18 protein-coding genes are annotated in these 18,157 nt (G+C 68.9%); 9 read left to right on the forward strand and 9 right to left on the reverse strand.

Annotation, left to right across the window (positions count from 1 at the left end):
• The first annotated feature begins 128 nt into the window (after nucleotides 1-128).
• The gene (locus GPA27_RS24830) at nucleotides 129-1,070 is read left to right on the forward strand and encodes a ChbG/HpnK family deacetylase (protein ID WP_169143117.1); all 942 of its coding nucleotides are present in this window, start codon (nucleotides 129-131) and stop codon (nucleotides 1,068-1,070) included.
• Here GPA27_RS24830 and GPA27_RS24835 read toward each other — a convergent pair.
• The 3 genes from GPA27_RS24835 to GPA27_RS24845 are packed head-to-tail and all read right to left on the reverse strand — an operon-like array spanning nucleotide 980 to nucleotide 4,478.
• Nucleotides 980-1,564, reverse strand: coding sequence for a hypothetical protein (locus tag GPA27_RS24835; protein ID WP_169143118.1), 585 nt, complete (start codon nucleotides 1,562-1,564; stop codon nucleotides 980-982). The genes GPA27_RS24830 and GPA27_RS24835 overlap by 91 nt on opposite strands.
• On the reverse strand, nucleotides 1,561-2,850 hold the full coding sequence (locus GPA27_RS24840; protein WP_169143119.1) for a sialidase family protein: 1,290 nt from the start codon (nucleotides 2,848-2,850) through the stop codon (nucleotides 1,561-1,563). Before GPA27_RS24840 ends, GPA27_RS24835 begins: the two co-directional genes overlap by 4 nt.
• Nucleotides 2,847-4,478, reverse strand: coding sequence for an ArnT family glycosyltransferase (locus tag GPA27_RS24845; protein WP_169143120.1), 1,632 nt, complete (start codon nucleotides 4,476-4,478; stop codon nucleotides 2,847-2,849). Before GPA27_RS24845 ends, GPA27_RS24840 begins: the two co-directional genes overlap by 4 nt.
• Nucleotides 4,479-4,649: 171 nt before the next feature.
• Between GPA27_RS24845 and gluQRS the strand changes: the two genes are divergently transcribed.
• Entirely contained in the window at nucleotides 4,650-5,576 is a 927-nt protein-coding gene (gluQRS, locus tag GPA27_RS24850; RefSeq protein WP_169143121.1) for a tRNA glutamyl-Q(34) synthetase GluQRS, read from the forward strand.
• 7 nt (nucleotides 5,577-5,583) lie between these two features.
• Here the strand turns inward: gluQRS and GPA27_RS24855 are convergent, their stop codons facing one another.
• The 6 genes from GPA27_RS24855 to GPA27_RS24880 all read right to left on the reverse strand — a co-directional run bounded on the left by GPA27_RS24855 (nucleotide 5,584) and on the right by GPA27_RS24880 (nucleotide 10,246).
• Entirely contained in the window at nucleotides 5,584-6,294 is a 711-nt protein-coding gene (locus tag GPA27_RS24855; RefSeq protein WP_169143122.1) for an SDR family oxidoreductase, read from the reverse strand.
• A gap of 48 nt (nucleotides 6,295-6,342) precedes the next feature.
• A complete protein-coding gene (locus tag GPA27_RS24860) occupies nucleotides 6,343-6,576 on the reverse strand; it encodes a DUF2789 domain-containing protein (RefSeq protein WP_050414512.1) in 234 nt (77 codons plus the stop codon).
• A gap of 103 nt (nucleotides 6,577-6,679) precedes the next feature.
• Entirely contained in the window at nucleotides 6,680-7,837 is a 1,158-nt protein-coding gene (clsB, locus tag GPA27_RS24865; protein ID WP_169143123.1) for a cardiolipin synthase ClsB, read from the reverse strand.
• Complete coding sequence (locus GPA27_RS24870; RefSeq protein WP_169143124.1) at nucleotides 7,834-8,583, reverse strand: endonuclease/exonuclease/phosphatase family protein; 750 nt, start codon at nucleotides 8,581-8,583, stop codon at nucleotides 7,834-7,836. Before GPA27_RS24870 ends, clsB begins: the two co-directional genes overlap by 4 nt.
• Before the next feature lie 22 nt (nucleotides 8,584-8,605).
• Entirely contained in the window at nucleotides 8,606-9,706 is a 1,101-nt protein-coding gene (gene nadA / locus GPA27_RS24875) for a quinolinate synthase NadA (RefSeq protein ID WP_050414509.1), read from the reverse strand.
• Nucleotides 9,707-9,793: 87 nt separating this feature from the next.
• A complete protein-coding gene (locus GPA27_RS24880) occupies nucleotides 9,794-10,246 on the reverse strand; it encodes a rhodanese-like domain-containing protein (protein ID WP_169143125.1) in 453 nt (150 codons plus the stop codon).
• 60 nt (nucleotides 10,247-10,306) lie between these two features.
• On the opposite strand from GPA27_RS24880, the gene GPA27_RS24885 reads away from it, so the two are divergent.
• The 7 genes from GPA27_RS24885 to GPA27_RS24915 all read left to right on the forward strand — a co-directional run bounded on the left by GPA27_RS24885 (nucleotide 10,307) and on the right by GPA27_RS24915 (nucleotide 18,029).
• Nucleotides 10,307-11,485 (forward strand): cation diffusion facilitator family transporter, encoded by a 1,179-nt coding sequence (locus GPA27_RS24885; RefSeq protein WP_169143126.1) that lies wholly within the window; start codon nucleotides 10,307-10,309, stop codon nucleotides 11,483-11,485.
• Between the two features lie 277 nt (nucleotides 11,486-11,762).
• Nucleotides 11,763-13,172 (forward strand): type I glutamate--ammonia ligase, encoded by a 1,410-nt coding sequence (glnA, locus tag GPA27_RS24890; protein WP_076604203.1) that lies wholly within the window; start codon nucleotides 11,763-11,765, stop codon nucleotides 13,170-13,172.
• A 134-nt stretch (nucleotides 13,173-13,306) separates the two neighbouring features.
• A complete protein-coding gene (locus tag GPA27_RS24895; RefSeq protein WP_169143127.1) occupies nucleotides 13,307-13,774 on the forward strand; it encodes a DUF4124 domain-containing protein in 468 nt (155 codons plus the stop codon).
• 59 nt (nucleotides 13,775-13,833) lie between these two features.
• Nucleotides 13,834-14,904 (forward strand): nitrogen regulation protein NR(II), encoded by a 1,071-nt coding sequence (gene glnL, locus GPA27_RS24900; protein WP_169143128.1) that lies wholly within the window; start codon nucleotides 13,834-13,836, stop codon nucleotides 14,902-14,904.
• 45 nt (nucleotides 14,905-14,949) lie between these two features.
• Nucleotides 14,950-16,365: a nitrogen regulation protein NR(I) gene (ntrC, locus tag GPA27_RS24905; RefSeq protein ID WP_169143129.1), complete on the forward strand. Its 1,416-nt coding sequence runs from the start codon at nucleotides 14,950-14,952 to the stop codon at nucleotides 16,363-16,365.
• A gap of 129 nt (nucleotides 16,366-16,494) precedes the next feature.
• Nucleotides 16,495-17,304, forward strand: coding sequence for a biotin--[acetyl-CoA-carboxylase] ligase (locus GPA27_RS24910; RefSeq protein WP_169143130.1), 810 nt, complete (start codon nucleotides 16,495-16,497; stop codon nucleotides 17,302-17,304).
• Nucleotides 17,301-18,029 (forward strand): type III pantothenate kinase, encoded by a 729-nt coding sequence (locus GPA27_RS24915; RefSeq protein WP_169143131.1) that lies wholly within the window; start codon nucleotides 17,301-17,303, stop codon nucleotides 18,027-18,029. Before GPA27_RS24910 ends, GPA27_RS24915 begins: the two co-directional genes overlap by 4 nt.
• Nucleotides 18,030-18,157: the final 128 nt, after the last annotated feature.

Consider the following 18,157-nt stretch of genomic DNA (forward strand, 5'->3'; position numbering starts at 1 on the left):
CGGTGGCGCGGGGGGTGGGAGCTGACACGATATTCCGGCGGATGATGAATGGGCGAGGCGCCAAACCTCGCAGGATAAACGCAAACGGCCTCTGGCGCGTTGACGCGGGAGCCGCTATAAGGAGGGCCATGAACGACCAGCCCACCGCCATCCGCCGACCGACCCGCCCGATCATCGTCTGCGCCGACGACTACGGCATCGCGCCGGGCGTGAGCGAGGCGATCGCCGGGCTGATCGCGGCCGGGCGCCTGTCCGCGACGAGCTGCATGACCGCGCTGCCGGACTGGAAACGGCGCGCGGGCCTGCTGCGCGAAACCGCCGCGACGCATCCGGCCGATGTCGGCCTGCACCTCACGCTGACGGATCACGTGCCGCTCACCGCTGCGGTCGGCCTTGCACAGGCAGGACGACTGCCGGCGATGGGCCGGCTGCTGCCGCGCGCGCTCGCACGGGCGCTGCCGCGCCAGGCGGTCCGCGACGAGCTGCGCGCGCAACTCGACGCATTCGAGGACGCCTGGAACGCCGCGCCGGATTACATCGACGGTCACCAGCACGCGCACGTGCTGCCGGGCATCCGCGAAGTGCTGGTCGAGGAACTGCTGCTGCGCTACCCGCGCGGGTCCGTGTGGGTGCGCGACTGCCGGGAGTCCCTCGCGCGCTGCGTGCGCCGTCGCACGGCACTGCCGAAGGCGCTGCTGATCTCCTCGCTCGGTCTCGGCCTGCACCGGCTGCTGCGTCGCCACGGGCTGCCCGCGAACGACGGCTTCGCCGGCCTGCACGACTTTTCCGGGCGCGTTCCGTTCCGCACGCTGATGCAGTCCTTCCTTGCCGGCAGCGGTCCGCGGCCGCTCGTGCATGTGCACCCGGGCCGCGTCGACGACGAATTGCGCGCATGCGACGTGCTCACGACACCACGCGAGACGGAACTCGCCTACCTCGCGTCACCCGCGTTCGCCGAGGATCTGGCCGCGGCGGGTTTTCACCCCGCGCGCTTCGCCGATTTTCCCCGCCAGACGCGGGCGATCAGCCAGATCAGTCCGCCCGACACGAGCAGCGGATCGATCAGGTAATCCCACAGATTGGTCGATTCGAGCAGCTGCAGCCGCCACATTGCCAGCGCGGCCGTGAGCGCCCCGGCAATGACCCAGCGCCCGGCCGCAGCCGCGGCCAGGGCGACCGCGCCGACCGCCAGCGGCAGCACTGCGCCGCCGTAGCCCCACGCATAGGGGTCGATGGCGCCCAGCCCCAACGCGGGCGGGTAGAACAGCAGCCCGGCGACGGCGGCCAGCGTGGCGACGAGCACACGCTCGCCGCGGGGGAAGACGCATTCGCCCGCACAACGCGCGCAGAGCAGCGCCGCGAGCGTCGCCGCGGTCGTCACCGAGGGCGCCCCGACCGCGCCGCGCAGCACGGCCAGCAGGCTGGTTCCGCCGACGGGCAGCCACAGCAGGGCGGCGATTACGGGCACTGCAACCGCAGCGTACGCGGGCCGTCGGCGCAGCCCCGGCACGCACAGCGCGAACGCGCAGGCCCAGGCGAGGGAATCGTACAGCGCAGCGATCACAGCCTTGCCTCCAGCCACGCGCGATTGAAGCGCAGGTGGCGGATGAACGAGCGGTTCCACGTATACACGACGTGGAAGTCGCCGTCGGTACCGCGCACGAGATGGGGATAGTCGTACTGCCACGCGCAGGTCTCGCCGCGGCACAGGTTGGCCTCCGCGTTGCGCGCGACGGAGTCCGCGGCCGGCCCGGGCCCCAGCGATTCGACATCCTTTGCAAGCAGGGGACGCAGCACGTCCGGGCCGAAGCTGCGGCCGAGGAAGTCCTCGCGGTCCTCGAAGCGGTGAATCGCACGCCAGTGCCGGCCGTCGTCCTCGCTCACGAGGAGCGACAGGCGCAGGCGCTCGTCCTCGGTGTCGTTGGCGACCGCGATCAGGCGGCCGTCTTCCAGCGCGAGCGCGGCCAGCGCCGAATTGGGGTTCGCGAGATCGCTCGCTTCGACGGCGGACCACGTGCGCCCGCCGTCGCGGGTCTCGCTGCGCCACGCGCGCGGCGGTTTGGTCTCGCCGGCGAAGCGCTGCAGCACGACCGCGTGCTGCGCATCCTTGACCAGGATCACCGGCTGCAGCGAGCGGTCGCCGTGATCCAGGCGCTGCTTGCGGCGCACCCTGCCCTCGGGCGTGAGCACGAGCAGCTCGCCGAACTTGCCGGCCATCTCGTGATACACCGGCAGGCCGATGTCGCCGTTGTCGAAGAATACCGGAAAGCCCTTCGCCAGCGTGCTCAGGTTGAAGAAGGGCGAGGCGACGAGGCGCGTCGCCGGCGTCCAGGTGTGCCCCATGTCGGCCGAGCGCATCAGGTTGAGGTGGCTGGTCGCCCAGCCGCCCAGGGTCACGCTCACATACACGACCCACAGCTCGCCCGACGGCACCGTGAAGGCGACCGGATTGCCCATCTTGCGCACGAGGCGGCCGAGGTCGCGCGAGGTCTGCGCGGGCGTCGCGAGCGTGAGCTGCTCGCCCCAGCGTCCGGCTGCAGGATCGAAGAAGGCGCCATAGACCTTCACGTCGGTCGCACCCTCGCGCGAGCCGCCGAACCAGGTCGAGAACAGGCGCCCGTCGGGCAGCGCGGCGATCGACGCGGCATGCACGCGCGCCGGTTCGGCCGCATTCACGACGAAGCTGGCGAGCATCGACTCGCCCCCCTTGCCGACGCGCTCCGTCGCAGCCGGTGCGACGAACGCGGCCGCCGGTGCCGGATGGAAACCCGGCCAGGCCGCCCACACGCTGACGCCGGCGATCGCCGCGAGCACGACCGCGCGCAGGCCGCCCTCCAAGTTCCGATTCATTGCCGATCTTCCCCCGAAACGCGCAGCACATAGTGCCGCGACAAGGTTTCCGCTCGCCGCTGCGGATCGAGGAAACGGATGTTTAGCCGCGTGACGCGGAACTCCGGACTCGCCGCGAGTTCTTCGACCCTCAGTCCGGCCTCCTCGATCGCCTTGCGCCCCGCATCGGCCGCGTACACCAGCACGGGACCCCGCGTCGCCTTCAGCTCGTCGAGCGTCACCGGCGGCGTGAGTTGTCCGATGTAGAAATCGAAGCTGTTCGCGCGCGCGCCGAAATGCCGCACCCCGCCGACGTCAACGCCACGCGCCTGCAGGGCCAGTGCCAGATTGTTGCCCGCCTGGTAGCGCAACAGCTTCGGATAGAAATTGAAGTTCTGCAGGAAATTGAACGCTGCCGCGACCACCACCGAGGCGAACACGAGCCGTGCCATGCCGTGCGCCGGTCGCGCCAGCACGATTCCGGCAAGCGCCAGCGCCACGACGCCCCCCGCGACGGCGACACGGTCGAGCGGGAAGGCCCAAGCGTTGAGCGCGAGCGCCAGCACGCCCATCAGGGCCCATACCAGCCCCTGCGCCAGCTTCGCGCCGCGCGGCGCCGGCGCCCGCATGCGCGGCACGAGCCAGGACGCGAGCAGCACCGCGAAGAGCGGCAACAGGATGTTCAGGTAATGCGGCAGCTTGAACCCGGAGCTCGAGATGATCCCGAACATCACCGCGATCGTGCCCAGCGTCAGTATCTCCTGCCCGGGCACCGGCCGCAGGCGCGCCGCGACCAGTTCACGCCCGCGCGCCCACACCGCCGCGGCGCCGAGCAGGCTCCACGGCAGGAAGGCCCACACGAAGGTGTGGAAGAAGAACAGCGGATCGCTTCCCCCTGCCGTGCCGAAACGACCGCCGGACAGACGCTCGAAGTTCTGCGACCACAGGATGAACTTCACGCCGTCAATGCCGAACTGGCGGTGGTAGGCCCACAGCACCGGCGTCGCGAGCACCAGCGTCAGCAGCGCGAGTAGCAGCCAGCGCGGATCGAAGAGCGCGCGCCAGGCGCGACGGTACAGCAGATGCACGAAGATCGCGATCGCCGGCATCGCCACGCCGATCATCCCCTTGGTCGCGAAGCCCAGCGCGAGCCCGAGCGCGGCGAGCACGAGATTGCGCCAGCGGCGGTAGGTGGCGAACTCCGCGAGCTGCCAGATCGCCAGCGCGATCGCCGCGGTCAGCACCGCGTCCATGCGCACGTCGTTGTTCGCGAGAATGAAAGCGAGCGAACTCGCGAGCACCAGCGCCGCGACCCGCCCGACCTCGCGCGAATACAGCACCCGCCCGAGCCCGTAGGTCGCGTAGACGCCCACCACGCTGAACAGCAGCGACGGCAGCTTGAATGCGAGCGTCGTGACGCCCAGCAGCTTGTACGCAGCGGCCGCAAGCCAGAACAGCAGGTGCGGCTTGTCCAGATAGGGTTCGCCCTGGGTCACGAGCGACGCATAGTCGCCGGTGAGATGCATGTGCAGCGCGATCGTCGCGTGGTGCGCCGAATCGTTGTTCATCAGCGGCACGCAGAGACCGCCCAGATACACCACGCCCAGCAGCAGGTAGAAGCCGTACAGGTTTCGGGAATCGGGCGTCACGATGGGGCGGGGCAGGAAGCCTTTGCAGGGGAGCGTGGTCGGATACCGCAGGCGGTTCGGGCGCAGCCCGCGTCCCGCGGCGGCGGCAGGTCGCCGCGGCGCGCAATGTTATCATGCGCGGCTTGCGCCCCTGCGACCGCGCAGCGCCGCACCCGCGACGTCCTCCGCCCCATGCCCCCAGCACCCTCACCGTACATCGGCCGCTTCGCGCCCTCCCCGACCGGGCCGCTGCATTTCGGTTCGCTCGTCGCCGCGATCGGCAGCTATCTGGAGGCGCGCAGCCGCCGGGGCCGCTGGCTGCTGCGCATCGAGGACGTCGACGCCCCGCGCACGATCCCCGGCGCAGCCGACGCCATCATCGCGACGCTGGCGCGATTCGGCTTCGAGTGGGACGGCGACATCGTCTGGCAGAGTCGGCGACTGGACGCCTACCGCGCCGCCTTCGAGCAGCTCAGGGCCGCCGGCCACGTCTTCCCCTGCGCCTGCACGCGCCGCGAGATGGCCGACTCCGCGCTCGCACGCGACGGCTCGCGCATCTACCCCGGCACCTGCCGCAACGGCCTGCCGACCGGCCGCAATGCCCACGCGTGGCGCGTGCGCGCGCACGGGACGGTGGCATTCGACGACCGCGTCCAGGGCCGGCAGGAAGAGGATCTCGCGCGCGAGGTCGGCGACTTCGTCGTGCTGCGCGGCGACGGACAGTTCGCCTACCAGCTCGCGGTCGTCGTCGACGATGCGGCGGCGGGCGTCACCGACATCGTGCGCGGCGCCGACCTCCTCGGCTCGACCGGCCGCCAGATCCACCTGCAGCACCTGCTCGGCGTGCCGACGCCCGGCTATGCGCACCTGCCGGTGGTCGTCAACGCGGCGGGCGAGAAGCTCTCGAAGCAGACGCTCGCCGCACCGATCGACGCCCTGCCGCCCGCCGCCGCGCTGGCTGCCGGACTGGAGTTCCTCGGCCACACCCCGCCCGAAGAGCTCGCGCGCGGGCCGCTGTCCAGGCTGTGGGCGTGGGCCTGCGCAAACTGGACGCTCGATCGCGTACCGCGCCTACGTCAGGCGCAGGCACCGGCCGGGCTCGCCGCCACGGCGTCCTGACGCCGCCCTACCAGGGGATCGGCTGGCAATCGCGGAAGAAGCCGCCGGTCGGCCCATCCTCGGGCAGCGTCGCCGCCCACACGACGGATTCGACGCCCTCTTCGGGCAGGCGCGGCGCCTCCGGCCCGCCGAGATCCGTGCGGCACCAGCCGGGGCACACCGAATTGACCTTGATCCGCGTGCCCGCAAGTTCTGCCGCAAGGATGCGCGTCAGCGCGTTGAGCGCCGTCTTCGACATGCGGTAGGCGGGCGTGCCTGCGTCCATTTCCGCCAGCTGCCCCATACTCGACGCGAGATTGACGACCCGCCCGGCGCGGCTCGAGCGCATCAGCGGCACCAGCGCCTGCGTGAGGCGCAACGTCCCGATCAGGTTCGTCTCCAGCGTCTCGCGCATCTGTTCGAGCGGCAGCTCGAGGATACTGGTCGAGTGGCGATCGATCAGGATGCCGGCGTTGTTGATGAGGACGTCGACGCGCCCAAAGCGCCCGGCGATCCAGTCGCGCAGCGCATTCACCGACGCGTCGTCGGTGATGTCGAGCTGGTGCGGCTCGACGACGTGGCCGCTGATGGCGAGCTTCGAGCGCAGCGGCTCGAGGTCGTCCGGATTGCGCGCAGTGGCGACGACCAGGTAGCCGTCCATCGTTGCGAGGCGGTGCGCCGCCGCGCGTCCGAGCCCGCGGCTCGCCCCGCTGACGACCGAGATGATGCGGTCTTCCATGATGGGTCTCCCCGCCGCGCACCGCACCGCGGCACGCGGACGCGGGTTTCAGGAGCGCAGGCGCGCGCTGAGCTGGTCGACGATCTCGGCCCAGTCCGCGTCCTCCTTCAGCTCCTCGCTCAGGAAGGCCGCTTGCTGCGGCGACCAGAACGGCGCCTTGGCGAGCTCCACGCCGCACGGCAAGGGCGCGTGCGCGGCAATGAAGCGCTCGATCGCGGATTCGTCGGATGGCAGCCCGAGCTGGGCAAACAGGTTGTTCATCGTGTGGAGCGGCGGTTCCATGGGACACCTCCTGGCGGTGGGCGGCAGCTGCGCGACGCGCATCGCACGGCGCCAAACGATCCTTTGACTTTGCCGTCCCGGTCGAGTTCAGCCCGCCACGGCCTCAGCTGTGCCGGCCGTAGCCGGCCAATCCGATCGCCAGACGCACCACCTGGTAGGCCACCCAGCTCGCCGCCCGGCGCAGCCGCGACAAGCGCCCCCTTTCCCGGCTGTGCAGCTCGTGCGCGCCGTTCGCGCGTGCCCGCTCGAGGCGCGCACGCAGGTCCGCGGCAAAGCCGGCATCGTCGATCACGACGTTCGCCTCGCGCGCGAGCAGCAGGCTGAACGGATCGATGTTGCTCGACCCGACCGTCGCCCACTGACCGTCGACCACGGCGACCTTCGCGTGCAGGACGCTCTGCCGGTATTCGAACAGGCGGATGCCGCGCGCGAGGAAGAAGGGGTACAGCGCACGCGTTGCGTACTGCAGCATCGGATGATCCGACACCCCCTGCAGCAGCAGCACCACCTCCACGCCGCGCTCGGCGGCATCGACCAGCGCCTGGCGGAAGCGCCGGCCGGGAAAGAAATACGCGCAGGCGATCACCACCTCGCGCCGCGCTGCGTCGATCGCGTCGAGGTAAGCCTCCTCGATGTCGCGACGATGGCGCAGGTTGTCCCGGATCAGGAAGCACGCGCGCACGCTTCCCGCCGGGTTGATGCACGCCGGCGCGACGAGCGGCTGCGGTTGCCGCTGGCGCAGCCCGGCCCACGCGACCAGCCGCCACACGTGATGCACCGACTGCAGGATCGGCTCGACCAGCGGCCCCTCGACGCGCACCGCGTAGTCGTAGCGTGGATGCTGGGGGCCGTCGCGCGTCAGGTCGTCGACGATGTTGATGCCGCCGACGAAAGCCACGCACCCGTCGACGACCGCGAGCTTGCGATGCAGACGGCGCAAGCGGTGGCGACGCATCGCGAAGACGCGCAGCTCGCGGCGGTAGACCTGCACGCCGACACCGCTGGCGACGAGGCCGGGCATCACCGAACGCACGAAGGCACGCCCGCCGAAGCCGTCCACCAGCACGCGCACCGCGACGCCGCGCGCGGCCGCGCGCGCCAGAGCCGCCGCGACCCGGGTTCCGACCACGTCGTTCTCGAAGATGTAGGCTTCGAGGAAGATCTCGCGCTCGGCACCTTCGACCGCCTGCAGCAAGGCGGGGAAATAGTCGGTGCCGTTTTCCAGCAGGGTGATCGCATTGCCGCCGACGAAGGCGCTCACCCGGCGGACTCCAGTTCCGCGGTCAGGGCGGCGTGATCGGAAATCCGCGACCAAGGCGGACCGGAATGCACGTCGGCCTGTCTGACGGAAAAGCCCCGCACGTAGATGCGATCCAGGCGGAACACCGGCAACCGGCTCGGGAAGCTGCGTGGCGGACGGCTGCGCCCCGAATCGAACGCATCCCGGACGCTCAGGCGCTCGACCAGCAGATCCTGCGCGCGGTTGCGCCAGTCGTTGAAGTCGCCCGCGATGATCAGCGGCGCACCGTCCGGCGCCAGACGCTCCATGCGATCGGCCAGCGCCTCCATCTGCCTGCGCCGGCTGCCCGCGAAGAGCCCCAGGTGCGCGCACACGCAATGCACCGGCAGCTCGACCCCGGGCACCTGCACCTCGCAATGCAGCAGCCCGCGGCGCTCGAAACGGTGGTCGGAAACGTCGAGGTTGTTCGTCGAGACGATCGGGAAACGGCTCAGGATCGCGTTGCCGTGGTGGCCGTGGTCATACACCGCGTTGCCGCCGTAGGCGGTCTGGTGCCACACCTCCTCGGCGAGGAACTCATGCTGCGGCGGTTCGGGCCAGTTCGGATGGCGGCTCGCATGCCCCAGGTGCAGCCCCTGCACCTCCTGCAGGAACACGAGGTCGACGTCGAGGCTGCGCAGGCGGTCGCGCAGCTCGTGGATCACCATGCGGCGATTGAACTGCGAGAACCCCTTGTGGATGTTGTAGGTGCAGACGCGCAGCTTCATGGTCTGGCCTCCGCACCCCTGGTCAGGACACCGCCAGCATCCGGTCCAGCGCCACCTTCGCGAGTTCGGCCTCGTGCGGCGGCACCTGGATGTGATTGACGATCTTGCCGTCGGCAAGGTTCTCCAGCGTCCACGCCAGATGCTGCGGGTCGATACGCTGCATCGTCGAGCACATGCACACCGTCGGCGCCATGAACTGCACGATCTTGCCTTCCGGCTTCACTTCCTCGGCCAGGCGATTGACCAGGTTCAGCTCGGTGCCGACCAGCCAGCGCGTGTTCGGCGCCGCGTTCTTGATCACGTTGATGATGTACTCGGTCGAACCGACATAGTCGGAATTCACGCACACGTCCAGGCTGCTTTCCGGGTGCGAGATCACGAGGCCTTCCGGATGCTGCATGCGCCAGCGGCGGATATGGTTTTCCTGGAACATCTGGTGCACCGAGCAGTGCCCCTTCCACAGCAGGATCTTCGCATTGCGGATCTGCTCCGGCGTGAGGCCGCCGTATTCGAGGTCCGGATCCCACACCACCATCTGCTCGAGCGGAATGCCCTTCTTGTAGCCCGTCCAGCGCCCGAGGTGCTGATCGGGGAAAAACAGCACCTTCTCGCGCTGCGCGAAGGCCCAGTCGAGGATCACCGGCGCGTTCGTCGAGGTGCACACGATGCCGCCGTGCTCACCGCAGAAGGCCTTCAGGTCGGCCGCCGAGTTGATGTAGGTCACCGGCGTGATCAGCGCGTCGGGCGTACCGAGCACTTCGCGCAGCTCGCGCCAGCAGCGCTCGACCTTCGCGAGATTGGCCATGTCCGCCATCGAACAGCCCGCCGCGAGATCGGGCAGGATCGCCTTCTGGTGCGGCTGCGACATGATGTCCGCCACTTCGGCCATGAAATGCACGCCGCAGAACACGATGAACTCCGCGTCGGTCTGCGACGCGAGCCGCGACAGCTTGAGCGAGTCGCCGGTCAGGTCGGCGTGCTGGTACACATCGGCGCGCTGGTAGTGATGGCACAGCAGCACGGCCCGCTCGCCGAGGCGCGCGCGCGCGGCGCGGATGCGCTCCTGGGCCTCGTCGTCGCGCAAGGCATTGAATCGGTCGAAACTGATGGTGGCGGTCTGCATCGTCTTCGGAAATTCTTCGCAAGAATCGTCAATCAAACCGGCTGCGCGCCGGCGTGTCAAATCGCTGAGGACACCGGGAGCCCGCGCTCAGCCCTGGTGCCAGGGCAGTCCGGCGTGGCGCCAACCGCCGATGCGGCTGCGCTGGCCGTTCGCGTCGCGGTCGCCCTCGAACCCCTCGAGCACGTTGTAACAACTCCGGTAGCCGGCCTCGGTGGCGGCCCGTGCCGCCTTGTCGGAGCGCGCCCCCGAGCGGCACATGAACATCACCAGCGCCTCGGGATCGACTTCGCGCCCGAACTGCGCAAGGAAGTGCGAATTCGCGACGTTGCCCGGATAGCCCATCCACTCGATCTCGACGGCGCCCGGCACGCGGCCGACCCAATCCCATTCGGCGCGCGTGCGCACGTCGACAAGCTTCGCGCCGGGCGCGAGCTGCCACACCTCGTAGGCCTCGGCCGGCGTGAGCGCGCCCGCATACGGGAGCTTCATCTCCTGCGCTCGCTGCTGGGCGAGGCGGAGCAGGTCGGTCAACTTTCCCATTGCATCCATCCGGATAGAATTGCTCGATCGGAACTTGAGTATACCCATACCGCTGGCGCCATGGACCACCCGACATCAGGCAAGTCGCGCCGCAGCGGCGCCGACGAGGCGCGCGCCCGCGGCATTCAGCGCGTCGCGCTCGCGGCGATCGTCACGAACACCCTGCTCTCCATCGGCCAGATCGCCGTCGGACTGTTCGCGCACGCCTTCAGCCTCGTCGCAGATTCCGCGCACACACTCTCCGACCTGTTCACCGACCTGCTCGTTCTGCTGGCCGGGCGACGCGGCGCCGAACCGGCCGACCGCGACCACCCCTACGGCCACGGCCGCATCGAGACCGCCGTCACGCTGCTGCTGGGGCTCGTGCTCGCCGGCGTCGGCACTGGCTTCCTGTGGAGCTCGGGGCTGCGCCTGCAGCACATGGACGCAGCCCTGCCGCTGCACCCCGTGGCCCTTGGCATGGCCCTCGTGACGCTCGTCGCGAAGGAGGTCCTGTTCCGTTACACCCTCGCCGCGAGCCGGCGCCTGAAGGCCCCCGTGCTGGAGGCCAATGCCTGGCACGCCCGCTCGGACGCGGCGTCCTCGCTGGTCGTCGCCGTCGGCATCGGCGGCAGTCTCGCCGGCTTCCCCTTTCTCGAACCGCTCGCGGCCGCCGTTGTCGGCTTCCTGATCCTGCACATGGGTCTGCGCCTCGCCTTGAAGGCCGTGCGCGAACTCATCGACACCGGTCTGTCCGAACAGGACGTCGCACGCATCCGCGACACCATCCGCTCGACGCCGGGCGTCATCGGCCTGCATGACCTGCGCACCCGCCGCATGGCCGACCGCGTGCTGTGCGACGCCCACATCCAGGTCGACCCGCGCATCACCGTGTCGGAGGGGCACCAGATTTCCGACGCGGTGTACCTGCGCGTGCGCACCGCACACCCCGAAGTGCGCGAAGTACTGGTGCATGTCGATGCCGAAAACGATGCGCTGCAGCAGAGCGCGGGACTCACGCCCCTGCCCGAACGCACCGAAATCGTGCATACCCTTGAAGCCCTGTTCGACCGGCCGCTCGCGACGCCGCCGCGCGTGCTGCTCCACTACCTCGGCGACCGCATCGAGGCCGAGGTGATCGTGGGCGCGGCCGACCTCGACGAAATCCCCCGCGACGAGCTGCGCCTGCGCATCGACGCCCTGCTGGCGCAGCGTCCCCACTACCGGGCCATCACCATCCTGGGTCGAATTGCACCTTGATGGTGCACACCCAACACAGAACGCACAATTTCGGTGCGCACGCAGTCCTTCTCGCCGCGTCGCCCGAACCCGCAGCGCTTTCCGCCCCTCGTTCTGCGGCTTCGGCGGCAGCCTTGCACGCTCCGTTCGCGCGCGTCCGTGATACGCGCGCCCGCCCTTGTGGCACAATGCCCGGCAAAGTTGAACTTACGTATGGCACGGATACTGCTTTCTTCCGCTCCATCGGAAGTTTTCCGTTACCAACAACCGCTTTCGCCTCTTCTCATCAGGAGTGAATATGAACGCTCAAGAAGTCATGAAGATGATCCAGGAAAACGAAGTCCGCTTCGTTGACCTGCGTTTCACCGATACCATGGGCAAGGAGCAGCACGTCGGCCTGCCGGTGTCCGCGTTCGAAGAAGACCACTTCGAGCACGGCCACCCCTTCGACGGCTCGTCGATCGCCGGCTGGAAGGGCATCCAGGCCTCCGACATGATCCTGCTGCCCGAAGCGGGCACGGCCTACATCGACCCGTTCTTCGACGAAACCACCCTCGTCCTGACCTGCGACGTCATCGAACCGTCGGACGGCAAGGGCTACGACCGCGACCCGCGCTCGATCGCCAAGCGCGCCGAAGCCTATCTGAAGAGCACCGGCCTGGGCGACACCGCGTTCTTCGGCCCGGAACCCGAATTTTTCATCTTCGACTCCGTCGAGTGGAACATCGACATGTCGGGCGTGTACAGCAAGATCATCTCGGAAGAAGCCGCGTGGTCGACTGCCGACAAGTTTGAAGGCGGCAATACCGGCCACCGTCCGCGCGTCAAGGGCGGCTACTTCCCGGTTCCGCCGGTCGACAGCCTGAACGACGTGCGCGCCGCGATGTGCCTCGCTCTCGAGGCCGCCGGTGTGCCGGTCGAAGTACACCACCATGAAGTCGCCAACGCCGGCCAGTGCGAAATCGGCACCAAGTTCAGCACGCTGACCAAGCGCGCCGACTGGACGCAGGTCCTGAAGTACATCGTGCACAACGTCGCACACCAGTACGGCAAGACCGCGACCTTCATGCCGAAGCCGATCGTCGGCGACAACGGCTCGGGCATGCATGTGCACCAGTCGATCTGGAAGGACGGCCAGAACCTGTTCGCGGGCAACGGCTACGCCGGCCTGTCGGAACTCGCGCTGTACTACATCGGCGGCATCATCAAGCACGCCCGTGCGCTGAACGCGATCACCAACCCGGGCACCAACTCGTACAAGCGTCTCGTGCCGCACTACGAAGCTCCGACCAAGCTGGCCTACTCGGCCCGCAACCGTTCGGCCTCGATCCGCATCCCGTACGTGGCCAACCCGAAGGGTCGCCGCATTGAAGCGCGCTTCCCGGACCCCCTGGCCAACCCGTACCTCGCCTTCTCGGCCCTGATGATGGCCGGCCTGGACGGCATCCAGAACAAGATCCATCCGGGCGACCCGGCCGACAAGAACCTGTACGACCTGCCACCCGAAGAGGATGCAAAGATCCCGACCGTGTGCACCAGCCTCGACCAGGCGCTCGAGTACCTCGACAAGGATCGCGAGTTCCTGACCCGCGGCGGCGTGTTCTCGAACGACTTCATCGATGCATACATCGGCCTGAAGTCCGCCGAAGTCGACCGCATGCGCATCACCACCCACCCGGTGGAATTCGACATGTACTACAGCCTGTAATCCCCGGATTACACTGAAGTCGGAAAGGGACGGGCATTGCCCGTCCCTTTTTTATGGGGTCTAATGCCCCACGTATGCATTGCGGGAAGCCCGTCGCGGCACCGGGTGCATCACTGACTCTCCGACCGACGGACATGCGAACACTTCCGCTTCTGCTTCTAATGCTCGTGTCCCCCCTGGCCCAGTCCCAGGTCTTCAAGTGCGTGGACGCAAACGGCGCCGTCACCTATACCAACGACCGCAACCAGGGCCGCGGCTGCAAGCAGCTCAGCGAGGACCAGGCCGTGTCGTCGGTGCCCGCCCCGCCGAAGCGCTCGTCCTCGGCATCCCAGCCGACCCCGTCGAGTTTCCCGCGCGTCGCCCCGGACGCACAGCGCGCCCGCGACGACACCCGCCGGCAAGTACTGGAAAAGGAACTCGCCACCGAGGAAGCCGCCCTCGCCGCGGCCGAAAAAGCCGTCGCCGAGCAGGAAGGCCGCTACCAGGGCGCCGAGCGCCGGCTGCCCCTCGTCCAGAACCGGCTGCAACCGCTGCGCGACACGGTCGAACTGCATCAGCGCAACATCGAGGCCCTCAGGAAGGAACTCGGCAACCTGAAGTAGGGGCAACTGCGACCTGGCGTGTTTTTTGCGAGACCAAACGGGATTCCGAGAACACACTCATGCCGAACACGCCCAAACCCCCCGGTCTCGCAGGCCCCTTCGCCGGGCTCGATCTGCTCTCGTCGGCCGTTGTCGTCGTCGACGACCACCTGCTGATCCGCTACCTCAACGCCGGCGCCGAAAACCTCTTCGCCGTCAGCCACCGGCGCCTGATCGGCGCCCCGCTGTCACAGCTCCTCGGCGAACCCGCCGGCCTGGCCGCCGCGCTCGACAACGCGCTGCGCAAGAACTGGAGCTACACCGGCCAGGATCTCAAGATCGCCCGCCCCAACGCCGAACCACTGCACGTCGACTGCACCGTAAGCCCGGCCGAGGCAGCGGGTTTGCGCCTGCTCCTCGAGTTCCGCCCGATCGACGCGCAACTGCGCGTCGCACGTGAAGAACAGCTGTTGCAGCAGCAGCAGGCCAACCGCGAGCTGATCCGCAACCTCGCGCACGAGATCAAGAACCCGCTCGGCGGCATCCGCGGTTCCGCGCAGCTGCTGGAACGCGAACTCGCCGACCCGCAGCTGCGCGAATATACCGAGGTCATCATCGCCGAGGCCGACCGCCTGCAGGACCTGATGAACCGGCTGCTGACCTCGCACTGCATGATGCGGCCGGACCAACTCAACATCCACGACGTGCTGGAACGCGTACGCCGCCTGATCCTCGCCGAGTACCCCGAGATCACGATCCGCCGCGATTACGACACGAGCCTGCCCGAACTCACCGCCGACCGCGAACAGCTCATCCAGGCCATCCTCAACATCGCACGCAACGCCGCCCAGGCGATGGAGGGCCGCGGCGAAATCCGCCTGCGCACGCGCGTCGCCCGCCAGGTCACGCTCGCGAAGCGCCGCTTCAAGCTGGCACTGGAATTGCAAGTGATCGACAACGGCCCCGGCATTCCGGATGAGATCCGCGACAAGATCTTCTATCCGCTGGTATCGGGGCGCGAAGGGGGGAGCGGCCTCGGTCTCTCGCTGGCACAGAGCTTCGTCGAGCAACATCAAGGCATGATCGAAGTCGAAAGCCGCAAGGGCCGCACCTGCTTCACCATCCTGTTGCCGATCATCGACCGTGCCTGACGCCCCAAGGAGAGGCACGATCGCACCAAAAAGGTGCATTAAAGAATGAACACCGTCTGGATCGTTGATGATGACCGCTCCATCCGCTGGGTGCTCGAAAAGGCACTCGGCCGCGAGGACATCCCGCACCGCAGCTTCTCGTCCGCCAACGAGGCGCTGTCCGCGCTGGAAATCGAACCGGTGCCGCCCAAGGTACTGATTTCGGACATCCGCATGCCGGGCGAGTCCGGCCTCGGCCTGCTGAAGCGGGTGAAGACGCTGCACCCGCAACTCCCGGTCATCATCATGACCGCATACTCGGACCTGGAGAGCGCGGTGTCGGCCTTCCAGGGCGGCGCTTTCGAATACCTGCCCAAACCGTTCGACGTCGATCAGGCCGTGGCACTGGTTCAGCGCGCGATCGCGCAGAGCTCGCACCAGAAAGGTGCGTCGGAGAGCACCGCGCTCGCTCCCGAGATCCTCGGCCAGGCGCCGGCGATGCAGGAAGTCTTCCGCGCCATCGGCCGCCTTGCCCAGTCGCACGCGACCGTGCTGATCAACGGCGAGTCGGGCACCGGCAAGGAACTCGTCGCGCGCGCCCTGCACCGCCACAGCCCGCGCGCCGACGCCCCGTTCATCGCGATCAACACCGCGGCGATCCCGCGCGACCTGCTGGAGTCGGAGCTCTTCGGCCACGAGCGCGGCGCCTTCACCGGCGCCGCCGCCCAGCGGCGCGGGCGCTTCGAGCAGGCCGACGGCGGCACGCTGTTCCTCGACGAGATCGGCGACATGCCCGCCGAACTGCAGACGCGCCTGCTGCGCGTACTCTCGGACAACCATTTCTACCGCGTCGGCGGCCAGCAGCCGATCCGCGCCAACGTCCGCGTCATCGCCGCGACGCACCAGAACCTCGAAGACCGCGTCCGCCAGGGGCTGTTCCGCGAAGACCTGTTCCACCGCCTCAACGTCATCCGCCTGCGCCTGCCACCGATGCGCGAGCGCCGCGAGGACATCCCGCTGCTCGTCGGGCACTTCCTGCAGAAGAGCGCGCAGGACCTCGGCGTGGCGCCCAAGCGCGTGTCCGACGCGGCAATCAAGTATCTGCAGGCCCTGCCCTTCCCCGGCAACGTGCGCCAGCTCGAGAACCTGTGCCACTGGCTCACCGTGATGGCGCCCGGCCAGGTCGTCGAGATCGCCGACCTGCCGCCCGACATGAAGGCCCAGCCCGACCGCGAGGCGCCGATCAGTTGGGCGGACGGACTCGCGCTCGAGGCCGACCGCCTGATCGCAACCTCGCCGGGTGAAGTGTTCGACCGCCTCACGCGCGACTTCGAACGCACGCTGATCCGCCGCGCACTCGGCGCAACCGGCGGCCGCCGCATCGAAGCCGCACAGCTCCTCGGCATCGGGCGCAACACCATCACGCGCAAGATCCAGGAACTCGGCATGGACGAAGAACGCCCGGCGGCACCGCCGACCTGAGGCCGCGGCCACCCCGGCCCGGCCGCAGGACCACCCCGCGCGCCGGCCGGGATGCAGCGCACCGCTCTCGTGCATGCGCATGCAATGACGGATAATGCAGGTTTTCACGTATTGCACGGGAAGACCGGTTTGAGTGCATCCGCCTCCGACGCGCCGCTGGACGCCGCATTGATCCTCCAGCAACTCGGCGATCTCGCCGGCACTTTCGACGTGAAGGTGCTCGACGAGTGTGCCTCCACGAATAGCGTGCTCATGGACGCGACACCGGCGGACGACGGCCGCATCCACGTCGTCGTCGCCGAGCGGCAGACCGCCGGACGCGGCCGACGCGGCCGCCAGTGGCAGTCGTGGCCCGGCGGCAGCCTGACCTTCTCGACGCTGTGGCGTTTCGCGCCGGGCGCCCCGGTCCCGGCCGGACTGTCGCTCGTCGCCGGCCTCGCCGTCGTCCGTGCGCTGGAACTACTCGGCGTGCCGGGCCTGCAGCTCAAGTGGCCGAACGACGTGCTCGTGAACGGTCACAAGCTCGCCGGCATCCTCGTCGAACTGCTGCCCGGCCGCGGCCGCACCCCGGCAGCGGTGGTCGGCATCGGCATCAACCTGCACCTGCCCGCGGGCACGCGGATCCCCGACCAGCCCGCCGTGACCGACCTCGGTGAACACCTCGCCACGCTGCCCGATCGCAATCGCCTCCTCGCCGCGGTGCTCACCGAGTTGCACGCCCTGTTCGACACTTACGCCGCCGCCGGCTTCCCCGCGCTGCGCGGCGCCTGGGAGCAGCGCAACGCCTTCGCCAACCTGCCCGTGCGCATCACCGGCGACGGAAGCGAGATGACCGGCATCTGCGCCGGCGTCGACGATGACGGTGCCCTGCTCCTGCGCACCGACGCGGGCCTGACCCGCATCCTCACCGGCGAGGTCTCGCTGAGGGCGGCGCAGTGATCCTGCTGATCGACGCCGGCAACACGCGCGTCAAATGGGGCCTTTTCGGCGACGGCGCGTGGCAGGGCGAAGGTGCGCTCGAACATGCGCGCATCGGCGAACTGGGCGCACTCGCGCAAGGCTGCACCGGAATAACCCGAGTCTTCGGCTCCAACGTCGCCGGCGTCGAGGTGGCCGACGCGATCGCACGGACCCTGCACGACCATACCCCCGCGCCGCAATGGCTGCGTTCGTCGGCCGCATGCTGCGGCGTGCGCAATGCCTATGACCAGCCCGGCCAGCTCGGCACCGACCGCTGGGCCGCCCTGATCGGCGCGCGCGCCATGCATTCCGCCGCCTGTCTCGTCGTCAGCGCCGGCACGGCGACCACGATCGACATCCTCGACGCCGACGGCCTCTTCCGCGGCGGCCTGATCCTGCCCGGCGAGCACCTGATGCGCCGCTCGCTCGCCCGCGACACCGCCCAGCTGCCCCTCGCCGACGGCCGCTTCGTCGCAGCCCCGCGCAACACCGCCGACGCCATCGCCTCCGGCTGCCTCAACGCGCAGGCCGGCGCCGTCGAACGCATGTTCCGGCACATCGCGCACGACGCCGGCGCCCTGTGCCTGCTGAGCGGCGGCGGCGCCGACGCGCTCGCCGAAGCGCTGGAAATCCCGTTCCGCCGCGTCGACAACCTGGTCCTCAAGGGCCTCGCGGTCGCCGCCACACAGCCCGACACGCCGTAGGGAGGCGCGTCGCACCACCGCCGCAGACACCAAGGGAGAAGACCAGATGACCGAACCGACCCGCATCCTGCTCGACGAGAACGAGATCCCGACACACTGGTACAACGTCGTCGCCGACATGCCCAACC

It is taken from the genome of Aromatoleum toluolicum, from assembly GCF_012911005.2.
In the GTDB taxonomy this organism is placed as follows: domain Bacteria; phylum Pseudomonadota; class Gammaproteobacteria; order Burkholderiales; family Rhodocyclaceae; genus Aromatoleum; species Aromatoleum toluolicum.